This window comes from Streptomyces sp. LARHCF249, assembly GCF_052871255.1.
Window position 1 is genome coordinate 309,216 of sequence record NZ_JBIXJQ010000006.1, and the last position, 25,630, is coordinate 334,845.

A 25,630-nucleotide genomic window follows, 5' to 3' on the forward strand; every position below is an offset into this window, starting at 1 on the left:
TTCAGCGTGACGGGCCTTCCATGACGAGGCGGATCTCCGTCACCTCGTATCCGGCCCGGTCGAAGGCGGCCGCCATCGGGATGTTGACGGTGTCCGTGGTCGCGGTGATGCGCTCGGCGCCCGCCGCCGCGTGGAAGCGGGTGATCTCCGCCAGGATCTCGTCGATCAGGCCCCGGCCGCGCTGTTCCGGTACGACGCCCAGGTATCCCACGTTGCGGTGGTACGGGGTCGCCGAGGGGATGGCCATGCCGGCGAGGGCGCCGTCCGGCAGCTCGGCGAGGCGCCACCACGCGCGCTCGCCGGGGCAGTCGCGGTAGAACTCGATGTCCTCGCGGGCCAGTTGTTCCGCGTCCATCGACCGGAGCTCGGCCTGCGTGTGCAGGTCGAGGCTGCCGGCCGACAGGCGTACGAAGGCGTCCAGGAACTCCTCGTCGGTGCCCTCCCGGAAGACCAGCCGCCCGGTGGGCTCGGCGGGGGTCCCGGCGGCTGGGGTCCACTCGTAGCGCAGGCGCTCGATCTCGCTGGTCAGGCCGGCCTCGTACGCCGCCTTCCGCCGCCAGGCGACCGCGTCGGCCACGGCCGGGTCGGCCCGCCAGCCGCGGGGCAGCGAGACGTTGTAGACCGGCAGGATCCCGAAGGCGGCGTGCCCGGCGGCGAGCAGCCCGGCGGCCAGCGCGGCCGGGTCGGCCACCGAGGACCGCACCTGCAGGCAGTCGAGCGCGATGGGCCGCTCGCTGTCGCCGCGCCCCCACCACAGGGCCCGGGCCAGAACCTGCCCGTCCCCGTCCTCGGCGAACCAGATCCACTCGGGCCGGAACCGGTTCCCGTCGAGCTCCTCCCGGATCCGCTCGGCGGTCAGGGCGGGGACGGGGCCGTCGGCCGGGTAGGCGAGGGCGCGGTCCAGGTCGGCGGGGTCTGCGGTGGCAGCGCGAAAGAACATCCGGCGATGATCACACGCGGTCACTACCCTGGCCAGGGGATTTCCCCCCGTCAGCGCCCGGGATACGGCCGACGGCCGGCCTCCTCGTGGGAGACCGGCCGTCGGGTGGGGCGTTTTACGTGCCCGCTACGCCCAGGTGATCAGGCGGCGGGGGTGTTCCAGGACCGCCGCGATGTCGGCGAGGAACTTGGAGCCGAGTTCGCCGTCGATCAGGCGGTGGTCGAACGACAGGGCCAGGGTGGTGACCTGGCGCGGCTTCACCTTGCCCTTGTGGACCCACGGCTGGAGCTTGATCGCGCCGACCGCGAGGATCGCGGACTCGCCCGGGTTCAGGATGGGCGTACCGGTGTCGACGCCGAAGACGCCGACGTTGGTGATGGTGATGGTGCCGTTCTGCATGTCGGCCGGGGAGGTCTTGCCCTCGCGGGCCGTGGCGACCAGCGAGGAGAGGGACTCCGAGAGCTCGCCGAGCGTCTTGGCGTGGGCGTCCTTGATGTTCGGGACGATCAGCCCGCGCGGAGTGGCCGCCGCGATGCCCAGGTTGACGTAGTGCTTGAGCACGATCTCCTGGGCCGCCTCGTCCCAGGACGCGTTGACGTCCGGGTTGCGGCGGATGGCCACCAGGACGGCCTTGGCGATGAGGAGCAGCGGGTTGATCCGCAGCCCCGCCAGGTCCGGGTCCTCCTTGAGCTCCTGGACCAGCTTCATCGTGCGGGTCACGTCGAACGTGACGAACTCGGTGACGTGCGGCGCGGTGAAGGCGGAGCCGACCATGGCCTGGGCGGTGACCTTGCGGACGCCCTTGACCGGGATACGGGTCTCCCGTGCCGGGGCGGCCTCGGCCGCAGCCGCGGCCTGGACGGGCGCGGGGGCCGGCGCCGCGGCCGGGGCCGGCGCGGCCTGCGGGGCGAGCGCCGCGGCGGCCGCCGCGTGGACGTCCTCCCGGGTCACGACCCCGCCGTCGCCGGTGGCGACGACCGAGGCCAGGTCGATGCCGAGGTCCTTGGCGAGCTTGCGCACCGGCGGCTTGGCCAGCGGGCGCTCGCCGGCCGGCTGGGCCGGGACCGCGGGAAGCACCGGGGCGGCCGGAGCCGCGGGGGCCGCCGGAGCCGACGTGCCGTTCTGCGCCGCCACGGCGGACGCCGGGGCGGCCTTGCGCGGGCGGCGCTTGGTGGAGGCCTCGGAGACGCCGTAGCCCACCAGGACCGGCTGGCGGGCCGCCGGGGCCGCTTCCTCGGCGGCGGCCGGGGCCGCCTCCTGGACCGGGGCCCCGGCGGCCTCGCCGGAGCCGGTCTGCACCGAGATGATCACCTGGCCGACGTCGACCGTGGTGCCCTCCTCGAAGAGGAGCGCGTGCACGACACCGTCGAACGGGATCGGCAGTTCCACGGCGGCCTTGGCCGTCTCGACCTCGCAGACGACCTGGCCGTCGGTGACCGTGTCACCCGGCTGGACGTACCACTTGAGGATCTCGGCCTCGGTGAGGCCCTCGCCCACGTCGGGCATCTTGAATTCGCGGATGGTCATGAACGTGGCTCCTCAGAACGCCAGCGAGCGGTCGACGGCGTCGAGCACCCGGTCCAGGCCCGGCAGGTACTCGTCCTCCAGGCGGGCCGGCGGGTAGGGGGCGTGGAAGCCGCCCACGCGCAGGACCGGCGCCTCCAGGTGGTAGAAGCACCGCTCCGTGATGCGGGCGGCGACCTCCGAGCCCACGCCCAGGAACACCGGCGCCTCGTGGACGACCACGAGCCGGCGGGTCTTCTCCACCGACGCCTGGATCCCGTCGAAGTCGACCGGGGACATCGACCGCAGGTCGACGACCTCCACCGACTTGCCCTCCTCGGCGGCCGCGGCCGCCGCCTCGAGGCAGACCTTCACCATCGGACCGTAAGCGGCCAGGGTGATGTCGGAGCCCTCCCGCGCCACGCGCGCCTTGTGCAGCTGGTAGGGGATGGCCTCGACGTCGACCTCGCCCTTGTCCCAGTAGCGGCGCTTCGGCTCGAAGAAGATCACCGGGTCGTCGCTGAGGATCGCCTGCTGGAGCATCCAGTAGGCGTCGCTCGCGTTGGACGGGGAGACCACCTTCAGGCCCGGCACGTGCGCGAAGAGCGCCTCGGGGGACTCGCTGTGGTGCTCGACCGCGCCGATGCCGCCCGCGTACGGGATGCGCACGACGACCGGCATCTTGATCTTGCCCAGGGCGCGCGCGTGCATCTTCGCGAGCTGCGTGACGATCTGGTCGTACGCGGGGAAGACGAACCCGTCGAACTGGATCTCCACGACCGGCCGGTAGCCGCGCAGCGCGAGGCCGATGGCCGTGCCGACGATGCCCGACTCGGCGAGCGGGGTGTCGATGACCCGCTCCTCGCCGAAGTCCTTCTGCAGTCCGTCGGTGATCCGGAAGACGCCGCCCAGCTTGCCGACGTCCTCACCCATGATCAGGACCTTGGGGTCCGTGTCCAGGGCCTTGCGCAGCGACTCGTTGAGCGCCTTCGCGATAGACATCTTCTCGATGGCCATGGTGGTCACTCCCCACCCTCGAAGGACGCGAGGTAGGCGGCGAACTGCGCGCGCTCCTCGTCGACGAGCGCGTGCCCGTCCGCGTAGACGTTCTCGAAGATCGCCATGGTGTCGGGGTCGGGCATGGCGCGTACGGCCTCGCGCACGCGCTTGCCCATCGCCTCGCTCTCCGTCTCCAGTTCGGCGAAGAAGGCCTCGTCGGCGCCGCCGGAGGCGAGCAGGTGGGCCTTCAGGCGCAGGATCGGGTCCTTGGCCTCCCACGCCGCCGTCTCCTCGTCCCGCCGGTACTTCGTCGGGTCGTCGGAGGTGGTGTGCGCGCCCATCCGGTACGTGAACGCCTCGACCAGGGTCGGGCCCTCGCCGCGGCGCGCCCGGTCCAGGGCCCAGCGGGTCACGGCCAGGCAGGCCAGCACGTCGTTGCCGTCGACGCGGACGCCCGGGAAGCCGAAGCCCTGGGCGCGCTGGTAGAGCGGCACGCGCATCTGGCGCTCGGTCGGCTCGGAGATCGCCCACTGGTTGTTCTGGCAGAAGAACACCACGGGCGAGTTGTAGACGGCGGAGAAGTTGAAGGCCTCCATCACGTCGCCCTGGCTGGACGCGCCGTCGCCGAAGTAGGCGATGACCGCGGAGTCCGCGCCGTCCTTGGCCACGCCCATCGCGTAACCGGTCGCGTGGAGCGTCTGCGAGCCGATGACGATCGTGTAGAGGTGGAAGTTGTTGGTGTTGGGGTCCCAGCCACCGTGGTTCACACCGCGGAACATGCCGAGCAGGTTGGTCGGGTCGACCCCGCGGCACCAGGCCACTCCGTGCTCGCGGTAGGTCGGGAAGACGTAGTCCTCGTCGTTCAGGGCCCGGCCGGAGCCGATCTGGGCGGCCTCCTGCCCGAGCAGCGAGGCCCACAGGCCCAGCTCGCCCTGGCGCTGCAGGGCGGTCGCCTCCCCGTCGAAGCGGCGGGTCAGGACCATGTCGCGGTACAGCCCGCGCAGGTCCTCGGTGGTGATGTCGGCGACGAAGGGGGCGAACTCCGCGTTCTCCGCGTTGTCGACCCGGTCCCCTTCGGGCGTCAGCAGCTGTACGAGCTGAGGTTCGGCGTTCTGCGTCTGCGCGGTGGCAGCGGTGGGCTTGGCGGCGTTGGCCGCGCCTGCCGCCCGCTTGGTGCCGCTGCTGCGTCGCGGCTTGCGCGCGGCAGTGCTCTCCACGGTCACGTGTGCTCCTCCGTCGGTCCGGCACCCGGGTTCTCCGGGGTCCAGTGCGGCTCACCTGAACCTGTACCCGCGCACGGGGTGGGTGCGCGCTGTGTACGGGATTCAGGCGTGACAGGTGCCCCGGCGAGTGCCCTGCGCAATGCACGTTACCCAGTGCGCCGCATATCTGCGAAACCCCGTTTGACCTGGGATTTTGCTTGGATTTCCAAGTAAATCCGCCGGCGCGGGAACAACCACTGGTCACAGCCTTGCAGGGGCCGGGAACAACGGCACGTTATCCCGGGTAACTCCGGCAGGGAAGGGGTGAGTGTGTGAAACTGACTTCGTGCGCGAAGACGGAAAAATCAAGGTATTCCTCCTGGACGACCACGAAGTGGTACGTCGGGGCGTTCACGAGCTGTTGTCGGTCGAAGAGGACATCGAGATCGTCGGCGAGGCGGGTACGGCGGCCGACGCCCTGGTCCGCATCCCCGCCACCCGCCCCGACGTCGCCGTCCTCGACGTGCGCCTGCCGGACGGCAGCGGTGTGGAGGTGTGCCGCGAGGTGCGCTCCGGGAACGAGGACATCAAGTGCCTGATGCTGACCTCGTTCGCCGACGACGAGGCGCTGTTCGACGCGATCATGGCCGGCGCCTCCGGCTACGTGCTCAAGGCGATCCGCGGCAATGAGCTCCTCAGCGCCGTACGGGACGTGGCGGCGGGCAGGTCCCTGCTGGACCCGGTGGCCACCGCGCGGGTGCTGGAGCGGCTGCGCGACGGCAAGAACGGCAAGGGCGACGACCGGCTCTCGAACCTCACCGATCAGGAGCGGAAGATCCTCGACCTGATCGGCGAGGGCCTGACCAACCGCGTCATCGGCGAGCGGCTGCACCTGGCCGAGAAGACGATCAAGAACTACGTGTCGAGCCTGCTCTCCAAGCTGGGCATGGAGCGCCGCTCGCAGGCCGCCGCCTATGTGGCCCGCCTGCAGGCCGAGAAGCGCCACTGACGGTTTCATTCGGGACCAACGTCCCCGATCATCGGGGCGGGCTCCTCTTTTCCGCCGCTTGCCGGTGACGGAGAGTGGACGGCATGTCCCCAGAGGAACTCCACGCCCTCGAACTGCTGCGCCGGGTGCCGTACGGCCGGGTGGCCACCAGCATGCGCGCGCTGCCCTTCCTCGCGCTCGCCCGCCACATCGTGGTGGACGGCAAGGTCGTCCTGAGAATGCACTCCGGCTTCGGCTACCACCGGGCGTGCAACGGCAGCGTGGTCGCCTACGGGGCCGACAACTTCAATTCGCGCGACCCCGGGCTGTGGTCCGTCCAGTTCACCGGAACCGCACGGATCGTCGAACCGGCCGACGCCGAACTGGAGCTTTTCGGACCCGGTCCGCATTTCGTCGACGGAGCTGTCTTCGACCCGGTCTACATGCGGATCGAACCGCAGTTCGTCACCGTGCACTCCCTCGCCGGGAATCCGGACCCGATACGGGAACGGGCCCGGCGGAATTGATTCCGCCGGGCCCGTCCGCGCGTTCGCGGGTCACTCCTCGAAGAGGCCGCCGCCCGTCTCCACGGGCTTCGACGGCGTCGCCGACGGGGTCTTCGACGGCGTGGAGGACGGGGACTTGGACGTCGAGGGGGAGGTCGACGGGGACGTCGAGGGCGTCGTCGACGGCGTGGGCGACTGGCTGAAGGTCGGCGTCCGGCTGCGGCTCGGCGTGAACGAGGGCTCGCTGTGCGAGGGGGTGTGCTCCGGTGTCTGCTGCGACGGCGTGTTCTCCGGAGTGCCGGACGTGCTCGGCTGGCTGGAGGAACTCGTGATCGGCGCGGTCGGACCGTTGTCGTCGTTCTTCTTGCCCACGGAGTTGACGGCGTACGCCACGCCGCCCGCCACCGCGATGACCGCGAGCACCGCGAACAGCCACATCTTCCAGCGGCTGCCGCCGCGGTCCTCGTACCCGTCGTAGCCGCCGCCGTGGCCGCCCTGGCCGTGGCCGCCGCCGCCCGGGAAGGCCGAGCCGTCGTCCGGGTTCAGCGGCGGCACCATCGGCTGCTGGAACTGCGAGGTCGAGGCGTGCGCGGGGTACTGCTGCTGCCCGCCGCTCCCGCCCATGGGCATGGCCGTGGTGGCCGCCGCCCCGCCGCGCCCGTGCGGCAGCGCCATGGTGACCGGGCCGGTGTTCCAGGTACCGGTGTTCGGCCCCTGGTCGTGCAGCATCCGGAGCGCGTACTGGACCAGCCCGCGCATCTCCTCGGCGCTCTGGAACCGGTCGTCCGGGTCCTTGGCCAGCGACCGCATGACCAGCCCGTCGAGCTCCTGCGGGATGTGGCGGCCCTCCGGCAGCTGCGAGGGGGGCACGGGTGCGTCCTGCACGTGCTGGTAGACCACCGACAGCGGCGTCTCGCCGGTGAACGGGGGCCTCAGCGCGAGCAGTTCGTACAGCAGGCAGCCGGTGGCGTACAGGTCGGAGCGGTGGTCCACGGCCTTGCCGAGGGCCTGCTCGGGCGACAGGTACTGCGGGGTGCCCATGACCATGCCGGTCTGGGTCATCGTCGACTGGACGCCGTGCAGGGCGCGGGCGATGCCGAAGTCCATCACCTTCACCGCGCCGGTGTCCGTGATGATGACGTTCGCCGGTTTGATGTCGCGGTGCACGATGCCGTGCTGGTGCGAGTACGCGAGCGCCTCGAGCACGCCCGAGGTGATGATGAGCGCCTGCTCGGGGCCCGGGGCCTCGGCGCTCATCAGGAGGTCGCGGATGGTGCGGCCCTCGACCAGCTCCATCACGATGTACGGGACGGTGTTCGGTCCGACCCGGTCCTCGCCCGAGTCGTACACCGCTACGACGGCGTGGTGGTTGAGCCCGGCGACGGACTGCGCCTCGCGGGTGAAACGGGCCTTGGACACCGGGTCCTCGGCCAGGTCGGCGCGGAGCAGCTTCACCGCCACGGTGCGGCCCAGGCGCACGTCCTCGGCGGCGAACACCTCGGCCATGCCGCCGCGTCCGAGCCGGTGTGTCAGCCGGTAGCGGCCGTCTCCCACCAGGCCGCCGGCGCCCCAGTGCTCAGGACCATCGGCCATCCCGGCGCCGTTTCCCTCGGGTTCGGGTGCCATCAGTCCTCGCCGTCGTCTCTCTCGGCCGCCGCTCAGCGGTGTCCTCTGCTCTGGTGCTCCGATGAACGCTACAGCCTCGGAACCGGTCACCGTTCGGACAAGGGCGAGCGTGGCCGTGTGGTCACAGAACGGGCACCCGGCTTGACGTGTGCTTGCCCTCCGGCAGACTGGGCGCGACATCAGCAGCTCGAGGGGAAGCAACAGTCATGAGCCAGGACGGCACTCAGGGCCGGTACGCAGGCGGTTCCCTGGCCCGTGGCCGTTACCAGCTACGGGATTTGCTCGGCGAGGGCGGCATGGCCGCCGTGTACCTCGCGTACGACACCGCGCTCGACCGGCAGGTGGCGATCAAAACCCTGCACACGGAGCTGGGGCGCGAGCAGAGCTTCCGCGAGCGGTTCCGCCGTGAGGCCCAGGCTGTAGCCAAACTGTCGCACACCAACATCGTCTCGGTGTTCGATACGGGTGAAGACGAGTTCGACGGCGCCGTCATGCCGTACATCGTGATGGAGTTCGTGGAGGGCCAGCCGCTCGGCGACGTGCTCCGGGCGGACATCGCGCAGTACGGGGCGATGCCGGCGGACAAGGCGCTGAAGGTGACGGCCGATGTACTGGCCGCGCTGGAGACCAGCCACGACATGGGGCTCGTCCACCGCGACATCAAGCCCGGCAACGTGATGATGACCAAGCGCGGCGTGGTCAAGGTCATGGACTTCGGCATCGCGCGCGCCATGCAGTCGGGCGTCACCTCGATGACGCAGACCGGCATGGTCGTCGGCACCCCGCAGTACCTCTCGCCCGAGCAGGCGCTGGGGCGCGGGGTCGACGCCCGCTCCGACCTGTACTCGGTCGGCATCATGCTGTTCCAGCTGCTGACCGGGCGGATTCCGTTCGACGCCGACTCGCCGCTGGCCATCGCGTACGCGCACGTGCAGGAGGAGCCGGTCGCCCCCTCCTCCGTCAACCGGTCGCTGACCCCGGCGATGGACGCGCTGGTGGCGCGGGCGCTGAAGAAGAACCCGAACGAGCGTTTCCCCTCGGCCGCGGCCATGCGCGACGAGGTCGCCCGGGTGATGTCCGCCGGGCAGACCGGGGCTCCGGCCATCGTGCAGGGACACGGGCCGCTGAGCAGCGGTGCGGGCGTGGCCTCGGCCGTGTTCCCGCCGGTGGACTCCGGGTTCCAGGCGCCGCCGCAGTCCGTGCAGCACCCGTACCAGGCGCCGCACACGCCGGCGCCGTCCCCGTACGCGCCGACGCCCGCCCCGCAGCCGCAGGCGCACGCCCAGGGCGGCTACGCCTACCCGCACACGCCCCCGCCGCAGCAGCAGTACGCGCCGCAGACCCCGCCGCCGTACACGATCTCCCCGGCGAGCACCCCGGCCCAGGCCGGCAGCGGCGGCAAGCGGAACATGCCGGTGGTCGCGGGCGCGATCGCGGTGGCCCTGCTGGCGGTCGGCGGTCTGATCACCGCGATCGTGATGAACGGTGACGACGACAAGAAGGACGACCAGGCCACTCCGGGCGCCTCGACGGCCGCGTCGGGCTCGGCCAAGCCCGGGTTCAAGGGGCCGGACCCCACGCGCACGATCGACCCGAAGAAGTGCAAGGAGCCGACCAAGCACTACAGCGAAGCGGGCAAGTACCAGGCGCCGGACCTGCGCTACAAGAACCTGCTCTCGGTGAAGGAGTGCATCCAGGCCTCGGGCGGCAAGTACAAGATCGTCGAGAAGGACGAGGCCGTGTACGGCAAGGACATGGTGCTGGAGCAGAACCCCGCGCCCGACGACAAGATCAACAAGGAGGGCACGGAGTACACGCTGACCGTGTCCACCGGCAATCCGGGATAGCGCAGCCGGCTCCCCGACGCGACACACCTGCACCCCGGGCACCCTGATGAGGGGCCCGGGGTGCCGGTTTTGCCCCACTATGTAAACCTGAGCGAGCGAGACATCCTGGCAGCTCGGGACGGGAGGGGCACTCCGTGATCCAAGGCTTCCGCCCGCCGCGCTGGCTCGCCTGTGCCGCGCTGGCCGCCGCCGCGCTCGGCGCCGCCGCCCCCGCGCACGCCGCCCCGGCGCCGCGCGCCTGGGGCCCCCATCCGGCGGAAGCCGCGGCCACGCCGGAAGGCCCGCGCGACGGGCTGGCCGGCAGCGCCGCCGGGGCCGGGCGGCCGCGTCCGGGCAGGCCGGTCGGCGAGCCCGCCAATCCGGAGATGATGGTGGCCTCCCGCCCCCTGCCCGTACGGCCGCGCCCCGAGCCTCCCGAGCCTCCCGAGCCGCCGCCGGGGGCGGCCGCGACCCCGCCGTCGACGGTCGGCGCCCTCGGCACCGAACGGAACGAGCGGGCCGCCGACCTGGCCGCGCACATACTGCCGCTGGGCACCGGATTCGCCCTGATGGGAGTGGGCCTGGGCTACCTGGGCATGCGGCTGCGCAAGGGCCTCTAGCCCGGCGGCCGCACGGGCGTCCCCCTTCCGGCGTACGACCCGAGGCGGTTGCCGAGAGTGAACATACTCGGTATACATACTCGGTATGTCGATCCGTCACGGGCTACTCGCCCTGCTGGAACGGGGTCCTCGGTACGGCTCCCAGCTGCGCACCGAGTTCGAATCCCGCACCGGCTCCACCTGGCCGCTCAACGTCGGGCAGGTGTACACCACCCTCGCCCGCCTGGAACGCGACGGACTGGTCGCCCCCGGCGGCGAGGACGCCGCCGGGCACACCCTCTACGCCATCACCGACGACGGCCGCACCGAACTGCGCCAGTGGTACGAGCGCCCCGTCGACCGCGCCAACCCGCCCCGTGACGAGCTGTCCATCAAGCTCGCCATGGCCGTGGGCGCCCCCGGCGTGGACATCCGCGCCGTCATCCAGTCCCAGCGGCACGCCACGATCAAGGCGATGCAGGACTACACCCGGCTCAAGGCCACGGCGCTCGCCGCGGTCGAGGGCGGGCGGTCCCGCGAACGCGACGACGTGGCCTGGCTGCTGGTGCTGGAACAGCTGATCTTCCAGACCGAGGCCGAGGCCCGCTGGCTCGACCACTGCGAATCCCGGCTCGTCCGGCTCTCCCGGCCGGCCGGCGGGGGAGCCGCCGAGCCCGTACCGCCCCCGGCCGCCGCCGGAGCCGAAGCTCCCGCCCCGACCACCACCGACCGGCCCCGCACCGCCCGCACGCGGCGGAGCTGAACGACCGTCCCAGGGGGGACCCTTCATGCCTGACCAGCACCAGCGCCAACAGCCCGTACTGCAGTTGGACCAGCTCGTACGCACCCACGGCAGCGGCGCCACCGAGGTGCACGCCCTGCGCGGCATCAACCTCTCCGTCTACCCCGGCGAACTCGTCGCCGTCATGGGCCCGTCCGGCTCCGGCAAGTCCACGCTGCTCACACTGGCCGGCGGACTCGACACCCCGAGCAGCGGCCGGGTCGTCGTCGAGGGCACCGACATCACCACGGCGAGCCGGGGGCAGCTGGCCGCGCTGCGCCGCCGCAGCATCGGGTACGTCTTCCAGGACTACAACCTGATCCCGGCCCTCACCGCCGCCGAGAACGTGGCCCTGCCCCGTGAACTCGACGGTGTCTCCGCCCGCAAGGCCCGGACCTCCGCCCTCGCCGCGCTGGAGGAGATGGGGCTGGGCGAGCTCGCCGACCGCTTCCCCGACGAGATGTCCGGCGGCCAGCAGCAGCGCGTGGCCATAGCCCGCGCCCTCGTCGGCGACCGCCGCCTGGTCCTCGCCGACGAACCCACGGGCGCCCTCGACTCCGAGACCGGCGAGTCCGTCCTGGCCCTGCTGCGCTCCCGCTGCGACGCGGGCGCGGCCGGGATCCTGGTCACCCACGAACCGCGGTTCGCCGCCTGGGCGGACCGCGTGGTCTTCCTGCGCGACGGCAGCGTGGTCGACGAGACCCTGCGCAGCCACGCCGACTCCCTCCTCTCGGGGCAGGCGGCCGGCCAGTGATCTCCTCGCTCCAAGGCCGTTACCACTCCTGGGTCGCGGCCCTGCGCATCGCGCGCCGCGACGCCTGGCGCGCCAAGGGCCGCAGCGCCCTCGTCCTGTCGATGATCGCCCTGCCCATCATCGGAGTGAGCGCCGCCGACCTGACTTTCCGCAGCGGCCAGCTGACCGTGGAACAGCAGCTGACCCGGAAACTGGGCAGCGCCGACGCCCGGCTGGAATCCGCCCACCTGGGCACGGCCATCTACCAGGAGCCCGCGGGCAGCGGCTACGCGCCCGTCGGCGGCTACGACGCCTACACCCCGCCCAGGGAGAAGGACGCGGACCAGCAGGCCCTCACCTCGGCGATCCCGCAGGGCGGTCGGTCCGTCAAGGACAGCCAGACCTACGCCAAGGTCCACACCGCCCACGGGGTGCTCGGCATCGAGTTCCGCGAACTCGACGTGCACAGCCCGCTGACGGAGGGCCTGATCACCCTCGACCGCGGCCGGCTCCCCGAGGGCGCGGGCGAGGTCATCGCCACCAACGCCTTCCTGAAGCACTCCGGGCGGTTCGTCGGCTCCTCGGTCACCCCGCGCGGCGGCACCGCCTCCTACAAGATCGTCGGCGCCTACGAGCTGCCCTCCGACCTCAAGAAGGACGAGCTCATCGCCCCGCCGGGGACCCTGCTCGGCCCGCTCGACACGGCCCTGCAGGCCGCCGGCGCGAACGGGCTGCGGATCCAGGACTCCTACCTCGTCAAGGTCGGGGGCGGCGACGGTTTCACGTGGAACATGGTCAAGGAGGCCAACACCAAGGGCGTGACGGTCCTCTCCCGCGCCGTGATGCTCGACCCGCCGGCCGACTCCGAGGTGCCGCTCTACCAGCAGCAGCCCAAGGAGCAGTTCAACTTCTCCGACTCCCCCCGGGCCACAGAACTGGCCGTGCTGGCCACCGTCGTGGGCCTCGCCATGCTGGAGATCTGCCTGCTCGCCGGGCCGGCCTTCGCCGTGGGCGCCCGCCGCTCGCGCCGCCAGCTCGGCCTGGTCGGGGCCAACGGCGGCGACCGGCGGCACATCCGCGCCATCGTGCTCTCCGGCGGCCTGGTCATCGGCGCCGCGGCCGCCGTCATCGGCACCGCCGTCGGCCTGGCCCTCACCGTCGCGCTGCGGCCGCTGCTGGAGCAGTTCCTCGGCGAGCGCTTCGGCGGCTTCGAGGTCCGGCCGCTGGAACTGGCCGCCATCGCCCTGCTCGCCGTCCTGACCGGCCTGCTCTCCGCGATCGTCCCGGCGGTCACCGCGTCCCGGCAGACCGTGCTGGCCTCGCTGACCGGCCGCCGCGGGGTCCGCCGCGCCAACCGGGTCCTGCCCGTCCTCGGCCTGCTCGCCGTCGCGGCCGGCGCCGCGATCGCCCTGTACGGCAGCACCTCGGGCATGGGGTCCGCCGTCGTGGCGGGCGGCAGCGCCATCGCCGAGCTCGGCATCGTCGCCCTCACCCCGGTCCTGGTCGGCCTGTTCGGGCGGCTCGGGCGGTGGCTCCCGCTGTCGCCGCGGCTCGCGCTGCGCGACGCCGTGCGCAACCGGGGGCGTACGGCACCGGCCGTGGCCGCCGTACTGGCCGCCGTCGCCGGCACCGTCGCGGTGGCCACGTACGAGCACAGCCGGGACGTCCAGAACCGGCACGAGTACGTCTCCTCCTACCCGTTCGGCTCCGGGCTGGTGACGGTCAACGAGAGCGCCGGCCACAAGGACGTGCCCGCGGTACGCGACGCGCTCGCCAAGGAGCTCCCGTTGAGCGTGCGGGCGGACGTGGACCGGCTCGTGGTCGGCAGGCCCGGCTGCGACGGCTACTCCCTGGAGCAGGGCTGCGGACGGGCCGAGCTCATCACGCCCAAGGAACACCGCTGCCCGCTCTACGAGGCCCCCAACGGGCCCGCGTCCTTCACCGTGGACCAGGCCAGGGAGCTGCGCGGCGACTGGCGGTGCGCGGAGGCCCGGTTCGGCAAGGCGCACGAGACGGTCGTCGCCGACGAGAAGCTGCTGACCGCGCTGGCGGTCACCGACCCGGGCGCTGTATCCGCCCTCAGGGCGGGCAAGGCGGTCTCCTTCGACAAGCGCAACGTCAAGGACGACAAGGTCACCGTCCGCCTGGTCACCGACCGGGAGAAGGCCGAGAGCGCGGAGGCGCGCAACCAGGAGCTGCCGGGCGAGGACAGGGTCCTCGCCGCCTACCAGGTGCCCGACGGCGTCAACGGCTACGGCCTCGAGCTGGTGCTGCCGCCCGAGACGGCCCGGAAGGCCGGGCTGACGGCCGTACCGTTCGGCTCGTACTTCACCCTCGACGGGACGGCCTCGACGGAGCAGCGGCAGCGGCTGGACGGCACGCTCGACCGGATGGGGGTGGACGCCTCCGTCGAGATCGAGGCGGGCTACCAGGGGAACAACGACCTCGTCCTGCTCCTCCTGACCGTCTTCGCGGGTCTGGTCACCGTCGGTGCGGCCGGGATCGCCACCGGCCTCGCCCAGGCCGACGCCGAGGCCGATCTGAAGACCCTGGCGGCGGTCGGCGCGGCCCCGCGGGTCCGGCGGACGCTCAGCGGCTTCCAGTGCGCGGTCGTGGCCCTCATGGGGGTCGTGCTGGGCTCGGCGGCCGGAGTGCTGCCCGCGGTGGGCCTGCGGCTCCTCGAACGGCAGGATCTGGAGCGCCTCTACGCGAACGGCATCGCCAACGGCCACATCGCCTCGGACGCGGCCGGGGCCTACGTCCCGATCTCCGTGCCGTGGGAGACCCTGGGCGCGCTGATCGTCCTCGTCCCGCTGGGCGCGGGGCTGCTGGCCGCGCTGGTGACCCGCTCGGGCGGGGCGCTCGCGCGGCGCGCCGCCGGGTAGCGCACGCGGAGTGACAAGGTGCCTCCGTACAGGGTGGATCACGCCTGTACGGGGGCACACCGTGTGAGTACGAAAGTGTGCGAGAGAATGACGGCATGGAGATGCCGAGGAGTGAACGGTCGCAGGACAGTCCCCCGCACGTCCTGATCGTGGGACAGGACGGGATGGCGGTCGGCGGCGCCGATGACGAGTCGCGCGAGGTCCCGGTGACGGAGATGGTCGAACAGCCCGCCAAGGTCATGCGGATCGGCAGCATGATCAAGCAACTCCTGGAAGAGGTACGCGCCGCGCCTCTCGACGAGGCGAGCCGGGTCCGGCTCAAGGACATCCATGCCGCCTCGGTGAAGGAGCTGGAGGACGGTCTGGCCCCGGAGCTCGTGGAGGAACTGGAGCGCCTGTCCCTCCCGTTCACCGAGGAGGCCATCCCCTCGGAGGCCGAACTGCGCATCGCCCAGGCGCAGTTGGTGGGCTGGCTGGAGGGCCTCTTCCACGGCATCCAGACGGCCCTGTTCGCGCAGCAGATGGCGGCGCGGGCCCAGCTCGAGCAGATGCGCCGCGCGCTCCCGCCGGGCGCGCCGACGGACGACGAAGACGGCCACGGCCCGGTCCGCTCGGGCCCCTACCTCTAGCCTCCGGCGGTCAGCATCCACACGGCGGGTCCGGCTGTCCGGACCCGCCTTCACCATGCGCGGCGCCACAGGGGACACGGGCGACGCATACTCAGGGGCATGAGTTACGACGCGATCGTGCTGGCGGGCGGCGCCGCGAGGCGCCTCGGCGGGGCGGACAAGCCCGCGCTGAGCGTCGGCGGCCGCCCCCTCCTCGACCGCGTCCTCGACGCGTGCGCCGACGCCCGCACCACCATCGTGGTCGGCGGCCGCCGCCCCACCGCCCGCCCGGTGCGCTGGGCCAGGGAGGATCCGCCCGGCGGCGGCCCCGTGGCCGCGCTGGACGCCGGACTGCGGCAGACCGCCGCCGAGCTCGTGCTCGTCCTCTCAGCGGACCTGCCCTTCCTGGACCGGGAGACCGTACGGACCCTGCTGAGCTCATCCGGCGGACCCGGCGGGCACGGCGCCCCCGGGCACGAGGGCGCCCTGCTTCGCGACCCGGACGGCCGGGACCAGCCGCTCATCGCCGCCTACCGCGGCGAGCCGCTCCGCCGCGAGCTGGCCCTCCTCGCCGCCGAACACGGCAGTCTCGCCGGGCTCCCGCTGCGCGCACTCACCGCCGAACTCGACCTCGCCCGTGTCCCGGCGCCGCCGTTCGCCTCGTTCGACTGCGACACCTGGGACGATCTCGCCGCCGCCCGCGCCCGGATCAGGGAGCATGGAACCGTGCTGGACCAATGGATCACCGCCGTCAAGACCGAGCTGGGCATCGACCTCCCCGTCGACGTCAAGGCCCTGCTCGACCTCGCCCGTGACGCCGCCCACGGCGTCGACCGGCCCGCCGCACCGCTGACCACCTTCCTGGTCGGCTACGCGGCGGCGCGGGCCGAGGCCGCCGGGGCCGACCCCGCCCAGGCCGTCGCCGAGGCCTCCCGCAAGGCCGCCGGCCTGGCGCTGCGCTGGGCCGCCGAGGCGAAGGCCGCCGACTCCCCCGACGCCTCCCACGAGAACGGCTCCGGATGATCCCCGCGAACCCCGCCGAACAGGCCCTCGACGAGGCCCTGGCCCTGGTCAGCCGCACCCCGGACGGTGCCGGCTCCGGCGGCGGGGCCGGCGGCGGCCGCCGCGCCTGCGCCTGGCCGCGGGCCCGGGACACGGCCGCCCGGGCCGGGGACGGGGTGCGGGCCCGCACCCACCGGGTCCCCCTCGCGGACGCCCTCGGCGAGGTGCTGGCCGCGCCCCTGGACGCCCTGACCGACCTGCCGTCCTTCGACACCTCGGCCATGGACGGCTGGGCCGTCGCCGGCCCCGGCCCGTGGAGCGTCCGCGCCGGTGCCGGGGTGCTGGCCGGCTCCGGCCGGCCCGAGCCCCTCGCGGACGGCGAGGCCGTACGGATCGCCACCGGCGCCCGGATCCCCGCCGAGACCACCGCCGTCATCCGCAGCGAGCACTGCCGCGAGAGCGGCACCCAGCTCTTCGCCGACCGGCCCGTCCTCACCGGCCAGGACATCCGCCCGCGCGGCCAGGAGTGCCGCTCCGGCGACCTGCTGCTGCCCGCCGGATCACTGGTCACCCCCGCCGTACTGGGCCTGGCCGCGGCCGCCGGGTACGACGAGCTGACCACCCGGCCCCGCCCCCGCGTGGAGATCCTGGTGCTCGGCGACGAGCTCCTCACGGAAGGCCGCCCGCACGACGGGCTGATCCGGGACGCGCTGAGCCCCATGCTCGGCCCCTGGCTCACCCGCCTCGGTGCCGAGGTCATCGGCACGCGGCGGCTCGGCGACGACCCCGCCGGAGCCGAAGCCCTCCACCAGGCCGTCACCACCTCCGCCGCCGATGTCGTCCTCACCACCGGCGGCACCGCCTCCGGGCCCGTCGACCACGTGCACCCCGTACTGCGCCGGGCCGGAGCCGAACTCCTGGTCGACGGCGTCGCGGTACGCCCCGGCCACCCGATGCTGCTGGCCAGGATCGGGAACCGGGCCGAGGGCCGGCACCTGGTCGGGCTGCCCGGGAACCCGCTCGCCGCCGTCTCCGGGCTGCTGACGCTGGCCGAACCTCTGCTGCGCGCCCTCGCCGGCCGCCGCCCGCGCCCCCGCTACACGGCGACGGTCCAGGGCGACGTACCGGGCCACCCGCACGACACCCGGCTGGTCCCGGTCCTGCTGAGCGGCGAGCACGCGCAGCCGCTGCGCTACAACGGTCCCGCGATGCTGCGCGGCGTGGCCGCCGCCGACGCGCTGGCCGTCGTACCGCCGAACGGCGCGCGGGCCGGGCAGGAGTTGGAGATCCTCGATCTGCCCTGGGCCTCCGGAGGATGTTTCACGTGAAACTGCACGGCCACGACGCCATGGCCCGGGACGCCGACGAGAAGCTGGTGTCCCGGCGCATCAAACTGCCCAGACGGATCGTCGAGAAGCCCCTGCAGCAGGTCACCAAACGCCTGCTGATGGCCCTGTTCGTGCTGTTCCTGACGGTCCTGATCGTGTGGCTGGACCGCGAGGGCTACCACGACAACGCCAACGACCGGGTCGACCTCCTCGACTGCGTCTACTACGCGACCGTGACGCTGTCGACGACCGGCTACGGCGACATCGTCCCGCACAGCGACAGCGCGCGGCTGACCAACGTCCTGCTCATCACGCCCCTGCGCGTCCTGTTCCTGATCATCCTGGTCGGAACCACCCTGGAAGTCCTCACGGAGCGGACGAGGGAAGAATGGCGGCTGCGCCGCTGGAGGAAGAACTTGCGCGAACACACGGTCGTCGTCGGCTTCGGCACCAAGGGCCGCTCTGCCCTGCAGACGCTGCTGTCCACCGGCCTGGGCCGGGACCAGGTCGTCGTCGTCGATCCGAGCGCCAAGGTGGTCGACATGGCCAACGCGGAGGGCTTCACCGGCGTGGTCGGCGACGCCACCCGCTCCGACGTCCTGCTGCGGGCAGAGCTCCAGAAGGCGCGTCAGATCATCATCGCCACCCAGCGCGACGACACGGCGGTCCTGGTCACGCTGACGGCGCGGCAGCTCAACCGCGGCGCGAAGATCGTCGCGGCGGTGCGCGAGGAGGAGAACGCACCCCTGCTGCGCCAGTCGGGCGCGGACGCGGTCATCACGAGCGCGAGCGCGGCGGGCCGGCTGCTGGGCCTCTCCGTCCTCAGCCCGAGCGCGGGCACCGTGATGGAGGACCTGATCCAGTCGGGCAGCGGCCTCGACCTCATCGAACGGCCCGCCAACCGGTCCGAGGTCGGCAAGTCGGTGCGCGAGACGGACGACCTGGTCGTGAGCGTGCTGCGCGGGCACCGGCTGCTGGCGTACGACGATCCGCACGCGAGCCCGATCCAGCTGACGGACCGTCTCATCACCATCGTCCGCGCGGCTCCGCCGACTTCGCCGCCGGTGACGCTGCCGTCCCGCGACTAGATCGCGTAGCCTCCGGGCCATGCATGCGATCACCATCGAACAGCCCGGCGGTCCTGAGGCCCTCGTCTGGACCGAGGCACCCGATCCGGTGCCGGCCGAGGGCGAGGTCCTCGTCGAGGTCGCGGCGAGCGCCGTGAACCGTGCCGACGTCCTGCAGCGGCAGGGTTTCTACGATCCGCCGCCCGGCGCCTCGCTCCACCCCGGGCTGGAGTGCTCCGGGCGGATCTCGGCGATGGGTCCGGGGGTGTCCGGATGGTCGGTGGGCGACGAGGTGTGCGCCCTCCTGGCGGGCGGCGGGTACGCGCAGAAGGCGGTCGTCCCGGTGGGCCAGCTGCTGCCGGTCCCGGCGGGCGTGGACCTGGTGACGGCGGCCGCGCTGCCCGAGGTCGTCGCGACCGTGTGGTCCAACGTGTTCATGGTGGCGGGCCTGCGGCCCGGCGAGACCCTGCTGGTGCACGGCGGGGCCAGCGGGATCGGGACGATGGCCGTCCAGCTGGCGAAAGCCGTGGGCGCGACCGTCGCGGTGACGGCCGGCGGCCCGGAGAAGCTGGCCCGCTGCAAGGAGCTGGGCGCCGACATCCTGATCGACTACCGCGAGCAGGACTTCGTGGCCGAGCTGCGGGCGGCGACGGGCGGAGCCGGGGCGGACGTGATCCTGGACATCATGGGCGCCAAGTACCTGTCCCGGAACGTGGACGCCCTCGCCGTGAACGGCCGCCTGGCGGTCATCGGCCTCCAGGGCGGCGTGAAGGCCGAACTGAACCTGGCCGCCCTGCTGTCCAAGCGGGCGGCGATCACCGCCACCTCGCTGCGGACGCGTCCGCTGGAGGAGAAGGCGGCGATCATCGCGGCGGTACGGGAGCACGTGTGGCCGCTGGTGGCGGCGGGCCGCGTACGCCCGGTGGTCCACGCGACGTTCCCGATGGCGGAGGCCGCCGAGGCCCACCGGGTGTTGGAGTCGGGCAGCCACGTGGGCAAACTCCTGCTCACGGTCTGAGCGCCCCCGCCTCAAACGCCGGCGGGGCCGGATCGCCCTGTGGGCACATCCGGCCCCGCGGGACGGCTACAGGCTGCGCAGCAGCACCGCCGGGGATTCCACGCAGTCGGCGACGTAGCGCAGGAACCCGCCGGCCGTGCCGCCGTCGCAGACCCGGTGGTCGAACGTCAGGGACAGCTGCACGACCTGCCGCACCGCCAGCTCACCGCCGTGCACCCACGGCTTGGCGATGATCCGCCCGACACCGAGCATCGCCGCCTCGGGGTGGTTGATGATCGGCGTGGAGCCGTCGACCCCGAACACCCCGTAGTTGTTCAGGGTGAACGTCCCGCCCGTCAGGTCCGCCGGCGACAGCTTCCCGGCCCGCGCCAGCTCCGTCAGCCGGGCGAACTCCGCCGACAGCGACTCCGGGTTGCGGTTCTGCGCGTCGCGGACCACCGGGACCATCAGGCCCCGCTCGGTCTGCGCGGCGAAGGACAGGTGCACGGACGGCAGCCGGACGATCTCGCCCGCCGCCAGGTCCACGGTGGAGTTGAGCTCCGGATACCGGGCCAGCGCGGCCGTGCAGATCCGCGCCAGCAGCGCGAGCACCGAGATCTTGGGCCCGCCCACGGCGTTCATCGCCGCCCGCGCCGCCATCAGCTCGGTGGCGTCCGCGTCGACCCAGCAGGTCGCGTCCGGGATCTCCCGCCGGCTGCGCGACAGCTTCTCGGCGACCGCCCCGCGCACTCCCTTGAGCGGGATCCGCTCGCCCTGCGCCGCCACGGCGACAGGGGCCGCGACGGGCGCCGCGGCGGGCTGCGGCGCGCGCAGCGCCGACAGCGCCGCCTCGACGTCCGCGCGCAGGATCAGCCCCTCGGGGCCCGACCCGCGCAGCGCGCGCAGGTCGACCCCGTGGTCCTTGGCCAGCTTCCGTACCAGCGGCGAGATCACCGGTACGGGCCCGGCAACCTGGGCCACCGGCGCCGAGACCTCGGCGGTGACGGGTCGCACCCGCCGCCGACGGGCCGGACGCGAATGGTCCGTGCCGTAGCCGACCAGGACGTTCCCGGAGCCCGAGGCCTCCGCCGCGGGAGCCGCGGGAGCCTCGGCGGAAGCCGCCTCCGCCCCCACCGCCACGGTGATCAGCGGGGCGCCGACCGGAAGCTCCTGCCCCTCCTCCCCGAAGCGGGCGGTGACCACTCCGCCGTACGGGCAGGGCACCTCGACCATCGCCTTGGCCGTCTCGACCTCGACGACCGGCTGGTCGATGGCGACGACATCGCCCACCGCGACCAGCCAGCGCACGATCTCGGCCTCCGTCAGGCCCTCACCGAGGTCCGGCAGCTTGAATTCCATGACCTGCGGCATCAGATCTCCCACTGCAGGCGGGCCACGGTGTCCAGGATCCGGTCCACACCGGGCAGGTGGTGCTTCTCCAGCATCGGCGGCGGATACGGGATGTCGAAGCCCGTCACCCGCAGCACCGGCGCCTCCAGGTGGTGGAAGCAGCGCTCGGTCACCCGGGCGGCGATCTCCGCCCCCGGTCCGCCGAAGCCGGCGGCCTCGTGGACCACCACCGCGCGCCCGGTGCGGCGTACGGATTCCACGACCGTGTCCTCGTCGAAGGGGACCAGCGAGCGCAGGTCCACGACCTCCAGGTCCCAGCCCTCCTCGCGCGCCGCCTCGGCCGCCTCCAGGCACACCGGCAGCGAAGGCCCGTACGTGATCAGCGTCGCGCTCGTGCCCGTCCGCCGGACCAGGGCCTTGCCGATCCCCGGCACCGCGGCCGGAGCCTGCGGCGACCAGTCGGACTTCGACCAGTAGAGCCGCTTCGGCTCCAGGAAGACCACCGGGTCGTCGCTCGCGATGGACGCGCGCAGCAGCCCGTACGCGTCCTCGACCGTCGCCGGGGTCACCACGTGCAGGCCGGGCGTGGCCAGGTAGTACGCCTCGGAGGAGTCGCAGTGGTGCTCCACCCCGCCGATCCCGCCGCCGTACGGCACCCGGATGGTGATCGGCAGCGGCATCGCGCCCCGCGTGCGGTTGCGCATCTTGGCCACGTGCGAGATCAGCTGCTCGAAGGCCGGGTACGCGAACGCGTCGAACTGCATCTCCACGACCGGCCGCAGCCCGTACATGGCCATGCCGACCGCCGCGCCCAGGATGCCGGCCTCCGCGAGCGGGGTGTCCGTGCAGCGGTCCTCGCCGAACTCCTTCGCGAGCCCGTCCGTGATCCGGAAGACCCCGCCCAGCGTCCCGACGTCCTCGCCCATGACGTGGACCGTGGGGTCCTCGGCCATCGCGTCGCGCATCGCGCGCGTCAGGGCCTGGGCCATCGTCGCGGGCTTGGCCCCCGACTTCGCCGCCTTCGCAGCCACCGTGGTCATGCGTCTCCCTCCGCGTCCAGCTCGGCGCGCAGCTGTGCCGCCTGCTCGCGCAGCCGGCCGGTCTGCTCCGCGTAGACGTGCGCGAAGAGGTCCATCGGGTCCAGCACCGGATCCGCGTTCATCCCCTCGCGCAGCGAGGCGGCCATGGTCTCGGCCGCGTCGCGCGCCTCCTGGATGCCCGCCTCGTCGAGGATCCCGCGCGCGGTCAGCTCGCGCTCCAGCAGCTCGACCGGGTCGTGCGCCTTCCAGGCCTCGACCTCGGCGTCGCCGCGGTAGCGGGTGGCGTCGTCGGCGTTCGTGTGGGCCTCCATCCGGTACGTGACGGCCTCGATCAGGGTCGGACCGCCGCCGGCCCGGGCCCGCCGGACGGCCTCGGTCAGCACCTCGTGCATCGCGGCCACGTCGTTGCCGTCGACCAGCCGGCCGGGCATCCCGTAGCCCACGGCCTTGTGGGCCAGCGTCGGGGCGGCGGTCTGCTTGGCGAGCGGAACGGATATCGCGAAGCCGTTGTTCTGCACGAGGAAGACCACCGGTGCCTGCCAGACGGCGGCGAAGTTCAGGGCCTCGTGGAAGTCGCCCTCGCTGGTGCCGCCGTCGCCGACCATGGCCAGGGCCACGACGTCGTCGCCGCGCAGCCGGGCCGCGTGGGCCAGGCCCACGGCGTGCGGCAGCTGGGTGGCGAGCGGGGTGCTCAGCGGGGCTATCCGGTGCTCGCGCGGGTCGTATCCGGTGTGCCAGTCGCCGCGCAGCAGGGTCAGTGCCTGTACGGGGTCCAGTCCGCGCGCCACGGCCGCGAGCGTGTCGCGGTAGCTCGGGAACAGCCAGTCCTGGTCCTCGAGGACCATCGCCGCCGCGATCTCGCAGGCCTCCTGGCCGACGGTGGACGGGTAGACGGCGAGCCGCCCCTGCTTGGTCAGCGCGGTGGCCTGCGCGTTGTAGCGGCGGCCGCGCACCAGCTCGGCGTAGCAGCGGCGCATCAGCGCGGGGTCGAGCCGGTCCGCCGCGGGCGTACCGAGGACCCGGTAGGGCTCGGCGTCCGGGAGCAGCGGAGCGGCGTCCGTACGGGGCCTCCAGGCGGGCGGCGGGGTGGGTCGGTGGGACGCACCGGCACCGGGCAGCTCTTGGACCGTCATGGCGGCGTACACCTCCTCGTGGGAAGCGGGCTGGGGGCACCCCCAGCGGTAGCCGGGGGAGGCGACGGCTCGGATGTGAGGCGCCTCACCTACCGATTGTTCGGTTGTCCGCGCAATTTGGCTACAGGCGGCTCCAGGCTGTGGACAAACTGGCGTCTGGGCCCTGGGATGGATGCAGGACGTCCAGGAGAGGGAGGCATCGGGCAATGCCGGATGAACAAATGGCCGGAGCGGGTTCCGCACCGGTCCCGCCGGGGGTCGCCCCCGGGACCCCGTCGGTGTCTTCCGTCCCACCCCGCCCCCTGGACCCGATCGACCGGTCGATCATGCGGCTGCTCCAGGCGGACGGCCGCGCGTCGATACGCTCGGTCGCCGAACAGGTCCACGTGTCGCGCGCCAACGCCTACGCCCGCATCAACCGGCTCATCGACGACGGCGTGATCCGGGGCTTCACGGCCCGCGTCAACCACGAACGGGCAGGCCAGGGCGCCTCCGCCTACATCACCCTGAAGATCGTCCAGAACTCCTGGCGGACGGTCCGCGAGAAGCTCCGCGAGCTCCCCGGCGCCGCGCACATCGCCCTGGTCAGCGGCGACTTCGACGTCCTGCTGCTGGTCCACACACCGGACAACCGCACCCTGCGCGAGCTGGTCCTGACCCGCCTCCAGTCCATTCCGGAGGTGCTCTCCACGCGCACCCTGCTGGTGTTCGAGGAAACGGATCTCCTGGCCCCGGGCCCGGGCCCGTCCGGGCCTCCGTCGCTCACCGAAGAATAGCCCGTACGCGCGACAGCGCCCCGGGAAGGGCCTGGCGGACCACCCCGGGGCGCTGTGCGCGGAACCTACGGGTGAACCGGGTGCTCGTAGTAGCCGAAGATGTCGACCACGAGGTCGGCCTTCTCCCAGCCCTGGTTCCAGAAGTCGACGACGGCGTGGGGGCCCGAGGTCGCCTGGACCAGGTTCGGGACGGTCTTTCCCTTCGTCCAGTTCAGGGTCGAGGCGCTGGGCCGCGCCGGCGTGACCTGGGTCCCGTTCTTGTACTGCTCGGCCGAGTTCGGGTCGGGAGCGACCGAGAGGAAGCCCGCGCCGGCCGTGTTGGTGACCGTGGTGTTCAGCACGTACGCGGTGACGGCGAAGCCCTCCTCGTAGAAGAACGGCACGGGGACGTAGCCGCGGCCGGCGATCGGGCCGTGGATCTCGCTGATCGCGCCCTCGGGGTTGCGCGTGTCGAGCCAGCGCATCGGCGAGAGCACCATGAAGGCACCCTGGCCTTCGGGGCTGTAGTAGCCGACGACGTCCACCACGACGTCGGCCCCGGCCCAGGAGCTGTTGCGGATGTTGATGCTTCCGTCGGGCCCGACCGGCACGATCACCGAGTTGGCGACGGTCTGGCCGGCGGTGAAGTTCACGTTGGACGCGAGCGGGATCCGCCCGCCGCTCGGGTAGACGGTCAGGTGGCCGGCCTCCTTCGGGCCGGTCACCGTCACGTTGAGCGCCACCGCCTTGATCCCCTGGGGCACCCCGCGCAGACCGCTGATCTGCGTGCCGAAGCTCGTCTGGCCGGGGACCTGGCCCTTGAGGGTGCCGAGGCCCTCGCGGGTGTCGACGAAGCGGGCCGGGGCGATCGGGGTGTAGCCGTTGGATGCCTTCTGCGCGAAGTAGCCGGTGATGTCGGCGATCAGGTCGACCGACTCCCAACCGCCGTTGTAGAGCTCCACGGAGCCGTCCTGGCCGACCGGTACGACGACCAGGTTCGGGACCGTCTGGCCGGCCTCGAAGTTGATGTTCGACGCGTTCGGCCGCATGTTGCCCGAGTCGTAGGCCGTGATGTGCCCGCCGCTGGTGGTGTTGGTGACGGTGACGTTGAGGACCACGGCCTGCGCGTCGGCCGGGATCGTGCCGTAGCCGGCGACCTTCACGCGGGCGGAGGCGTACGGGGCGATCTTGGCCTTCGGCGCGCGGAACCCCTCCCGGGTGTCCAGCAGGCGCAGGGGCTCGTGCGGCGTGAACTCGTTGCCCGAGGTCACGGCCGCGACCTCGTTCTCGACGTACACCTTGTTGGCGACGTCGTTCACACCGACCTTGATCGTGTAGTGGCCGACCTCCGCGTAGGTGTGCGTCGGCATCAGCAGGGTGGAGCCGGAGGCGGCGAGCCGGTCCACCGTGCCGTCACCCCAGGAGACGCTGACTTCGAGCGAGGCGTCGGCACTCGTGACGTCCGCCTCCAGCTGGAGGGAGTGGGCGCCGGTGTTCGTGACGCCCAGGGCGACCTTCAGGTCCGGGTTCCCCGTGGCGGCTCCTTCCGCCAGAGCGGCGGCGGAAGCCTCCTTCCGGACGGTCTTCTCGGCGCCGCTGGTGAAGGTCCTGAAGCTGGACGCTCCGGCCTTCCCCGGGTCGGAGGGCTTGGTGACGTGGTGGGCGCCCGGCGCGGACGGACCCGCGGCCTGGGCCGTGCCCGGCAGAAAACCCACGACGGCCGCGACGATTGCGGCAGCTGGAACTACGAGACGGCGACTGC

The 25,630-nt window shown here is 72.6% G+C and carries 22 protein-coding genes; 13 read left to right on the top strand and 9 right to left on the bottom strand.

Annotated elements, in window-relative coordinates:
- Position 1 precedes the first annotated feature (1 nt).
- The 4 genes from ACIPUC_RS19430 to pdhA (ACIPUC_RS19445) form a co-directional block, all read right to left on the bottom strand.
- Positions 2-940 carry a GNAT family N-acetyltransferase gene (locus ACIPUC_RS19430; RefSeq protein ID WP_446590835.1) on the bottom strand — a complete coding sequence of 313 codons (939 nt, stop codon included), beginning with the start codon at positions 938-940 and terminating at the stop codon, positions 2-4.
- Between the two features lie 126 nt (positions 941-1,066).
- Complete coding sequence (locus ACIPUC_RS19435) at positions 1,067-2,467, bottom strand: dihydrolipoamide acetyltransferase family protein (protein WP_446590837.1); 1,401 nt, start codon at positions 2,465-2,467, stop codon at positions 1,067-1,069.
- Between the two features lie 12 nt (positions 2,468-2,479).
- Positions 2,480-3,460 (bottom strand): alpha-ketoacid dehydrogenase subunit beta, encoded by a 981-nt coding sequence (locus tag ACIPUC_RS19440; RefSeq protein ID WP_446590838.1) that lies wholly within the window; start codon positions 3,458-3,460, stop codon positions 2,480-2,482.
- 5 nt (positions 3,461-3,465) lie between these two features.
- Complete coding sequence (pdhA, locus tag ACIPUC_RS19445; protein ID WP_446590839.1) at positions 3,466-4,665, bottom strand: pyruvate dehydrogenase (acetyl-transferring) E1 component subunit alpha; 1,200 nt, start codon at positions 4,663-4,665, stop codon at positions 3,466-3,468.
- A 325-nt stretch (positions 4,666-4,990) separates the two neighbouring features.
- On the opposite strand from pdhA (ACIPUC_RS19445), the gene ACIPUC_RS19450 reads away from it, so the two are divergent.
- Together ACIPUC_RS19450 and ACIPUC_RS19455 are read left to right on the top strand one after the other, a co-directional pair.
- A complete protein-coding gene (locus ACIPUC_RS19450) occupies positions 4,991-5,653 on the top strand; it encodes a response regulator (RefSeq protein WP_446590840.1) in 663 nt (220 codons plus the stop codon).
- 83 nt (positions 5,654-5,736) lie between these two features.
- Complete coding sequence (locus tag ACIPUC_RS19455; protein ID WP_446590841.1) at positions 5,737-6,159, top strand: pyridoxamine 5'-phosphate oxidase family protein; 423 nt, start codon at positions 5,737-5,739, stop codon at positions 6,157-6,159.
- A 30-nt stretch (positions 6,160-6,189) separates the two neighbouring features.
- On the opposite strand, the gene ACIPUC_RS19460 is transcribed toward ACIPUC_RS19455, so the two are convergent.
- Positions 6,190-7,764 (bottom strand): protein kinase domain-containing protein, encoded by a 1,575-nt coding sequence (locus tag ACIPUC_RS19460; protein ID WP_446590842.1) that lies wholly within the window; start codon positions 7,762-7,764, stop codon positions 6,190-6,192.
- A 206-nt stretch (positions 7,765-7,970) separates the two neighbouring features.
- On the opposite strand from ACIPUC_RS19460, the gene ACIPUC_RS19465 reads away from it, so the two are divergent.
- The 10 genes from ACIPUC_RS19465 (at position 7,971) to ACIPUC_RS19510 (ending at position 19,611) form a co-directional block, all read left to right on the top strand.
- Complete coding sequence (locus tag ACIPUC_RS19465) at positions 7,971-9,611, top strand: protein kinase domain-containing protein (protein ID WP_446590843.1); 1,641 nt, start codon at positions 7,971-7,973, stop codon at positions 9,609-9,611.
- A 134-nt stretch (positions 9,612-9,745) separates the two neighbouring features.
- A complete protein-coding gene (locus tag ACIPUC_RS19470) occupies positions 9,746-10,210 on the top strand; it encodes a hypothetical protein (RefSeq protein ID WP_446590844.1) in 465 nt (154 codons plus the stop codon).
- Positions 10,211-10,295: 85 nt separating this feature from the next.
- Positions 10,296-10,952: a PadR family transcriptional regulator gene (locus ACIPUC_RS19475; protein ID WP_446590845.1), complete on the top strand. Its 657-nt coding sequence runs from the start codon at positions 10,296-10,298 to the stop codon at positions 10,950-10,952.
- A gap of 25 nt (positions 10,953-10,977) precedes the next feature.
- A complete protein-coding gene (locus ACIPUC_RS19480; RefSeq protein WP_446590846.1) occupies positions 10,978-11,724 on the top strand; it encodes an ABC transporter ATP-binding protein in 747 nt (248 codons plus the stop codon).
- Between the two features lie 101 nt (positions 11,725-11,825).
- A complete protein-coding gene (locus tag ACIPUC_RS19485) occupies positions 11,826-14,588 on the top strand; it encodes an FtsX-like permease family protein (protein WP_446591169.1) in 2,763 nt (920 codons plus the stop codon).
- A gap of 95 nt (positions 14,589-14,683) precedes the next feature.
- The gene (locus ACIPUC_RS19490; protein WP_446590847.1) at positions 14,684-15,217 is read left to right on the top strand and encodes a bacterial proteasome activator family protein; all 534 of its coding nucleotides are present in this window, start codon (positions 14,684-14,686) and stop codon (positions 15,215-15,217) included.
- Between the two features lie 99 nt (positions 15,218-15,316).
- Positions 15,317-16,219, top strand: coding sequence for an NTP transferase domain-containing protein (locus ACIPUC_RS19495; RefSeq protein ID WP_446590849.1), 903 nt, complete (start codon positions 15,317-15,319; stop codon positions 16,217-16,219).
- Entirely contained in the window at positions 16,216-17,526 is a 1,311-nt protein-coding gene (locus tag ACIPUC_RS19500) for a molybdopterin molybdotransferase MoeA (protein WP_446590850.1), read from the top strand. The genes ACIPUC_RS19495 and ACIPUC_RS19500 overlap by 4 nt, the downstream gene beginning before the upstream one ends.
- Positions 17,514-18,614, top strand: coding sequence for a potassium channel family protein (locus ACIPUC_RS19505; protein WP_446590852.1), 1,101 nt, complete (start codon positions 17,514-17,516; stop codon positions 18,612-18,614). The genes ACIPUC_RS19500 and ACIPUC_RS19505 overlap by 13 nt, the downstream gene beginning before the upstream one ends.
- 19 nt (positions 18,615-18,633) lie before the next feature.
- Positions 18,634-19,611, top strand: a complete 978-nt coding sequence (locus ACIPUC_RS19510) for an NAD(P)H-quinone oxidoreductase (RefSeq protein ID WP_446590853.1) — start codon at positions 18,634-18,636, stop codon at positions 19,609-19,611.
- Positions 19,612-19,677: 66 nt separating this feature from the next.
- Here the strand turns inward: ACIPUC_RS19510 and ACIPUC_RS19515 are convergent, their stop codons facing one another.
- The 3 genes from ACIPUC_RS19515 to pdhA (ACIPUC_RS19525) are packed head-to-tail and all read right to left on the bottom strand — an operon-like array spanning position 19,678 to position 23,113.
- On the bottom strand, positions 19,678-20,961 hold the full coding sequence (locus ACIPUC_RS19515; protein ID WP_446590854.1) for a dihydrolipoamide acetyltransferase family protein: 1,284 nt from the start codon (positions 20,959-20,961) through the stop codon (positions 19,678-19,680).
- Positions 20,961-21,980 (bottom strand): alpha-ketoacid dehydrogenase subunit beta, encoded by a 1,020-nt coding sequence (locus tag ACIPUC_RS19520; protein ID WP_446590856.1) that lies wholly within the window; start codon positions 21,978-21,980, stop codon positions 20,961-20,963. Before ACIPUC_RS19520 ends, ACIPUC_RS19515 begins: the two co-directional genes overlap by 1 nt.
- A complete protein-coding gene (gene pdhA, locus ACIPUC_RS19525) occupies positions 21,977-23,113 on the bottom strand; it encodes a pyruvate dehydrogenase (acetyl-transferring) E1 component subunit alpha (RefSeq protein ID WP_446590858.1) in 1,137 nt (378 codons plus the stop codon). Before pdhA (ACIPUC_RS19525) ends, ACIPUC_RS19520 begins: the two co-directional genes overlap by 4 nt.
- A gap of 206 nt (positions 23,114-23,319) precedes the next feature.
- Here pdhA (ACIPUC_RS19525) and ACIPUC_RS19530 point away from each other — a divergent pair, with 206 nt between their 5' ends.
- A complete protein-coding gene (locus ACIPUC_RS19530; RefSeq protein WP_446590859.1) occupies positions 23,320-23,889 on the top strand; it encodes an Lrp/AsnC family transcriptional regulator in 570 nt (189 codons plus the stop codon).
- A gap of 65 nt (positions 23,890-23,954) precedes the next feature.
- On the opposite strand, the gene ACIPUC_RS19535 is transcribed toward ACIPUC_RS19530, so the two are convergent.
- Complete coding sequence (locus ACIPUC_RS19535) at positions 23,955-25,583, bottom strand: PKD domain-containing protein (protein ID WP_446590861.1); 1,629 nt, start codon at positions 25,581-25,583, stop codon at positions 23,955-23,957.
- Between the last annotated feature and the right edge of the window lie 47 nt (positions 25,584-25,630).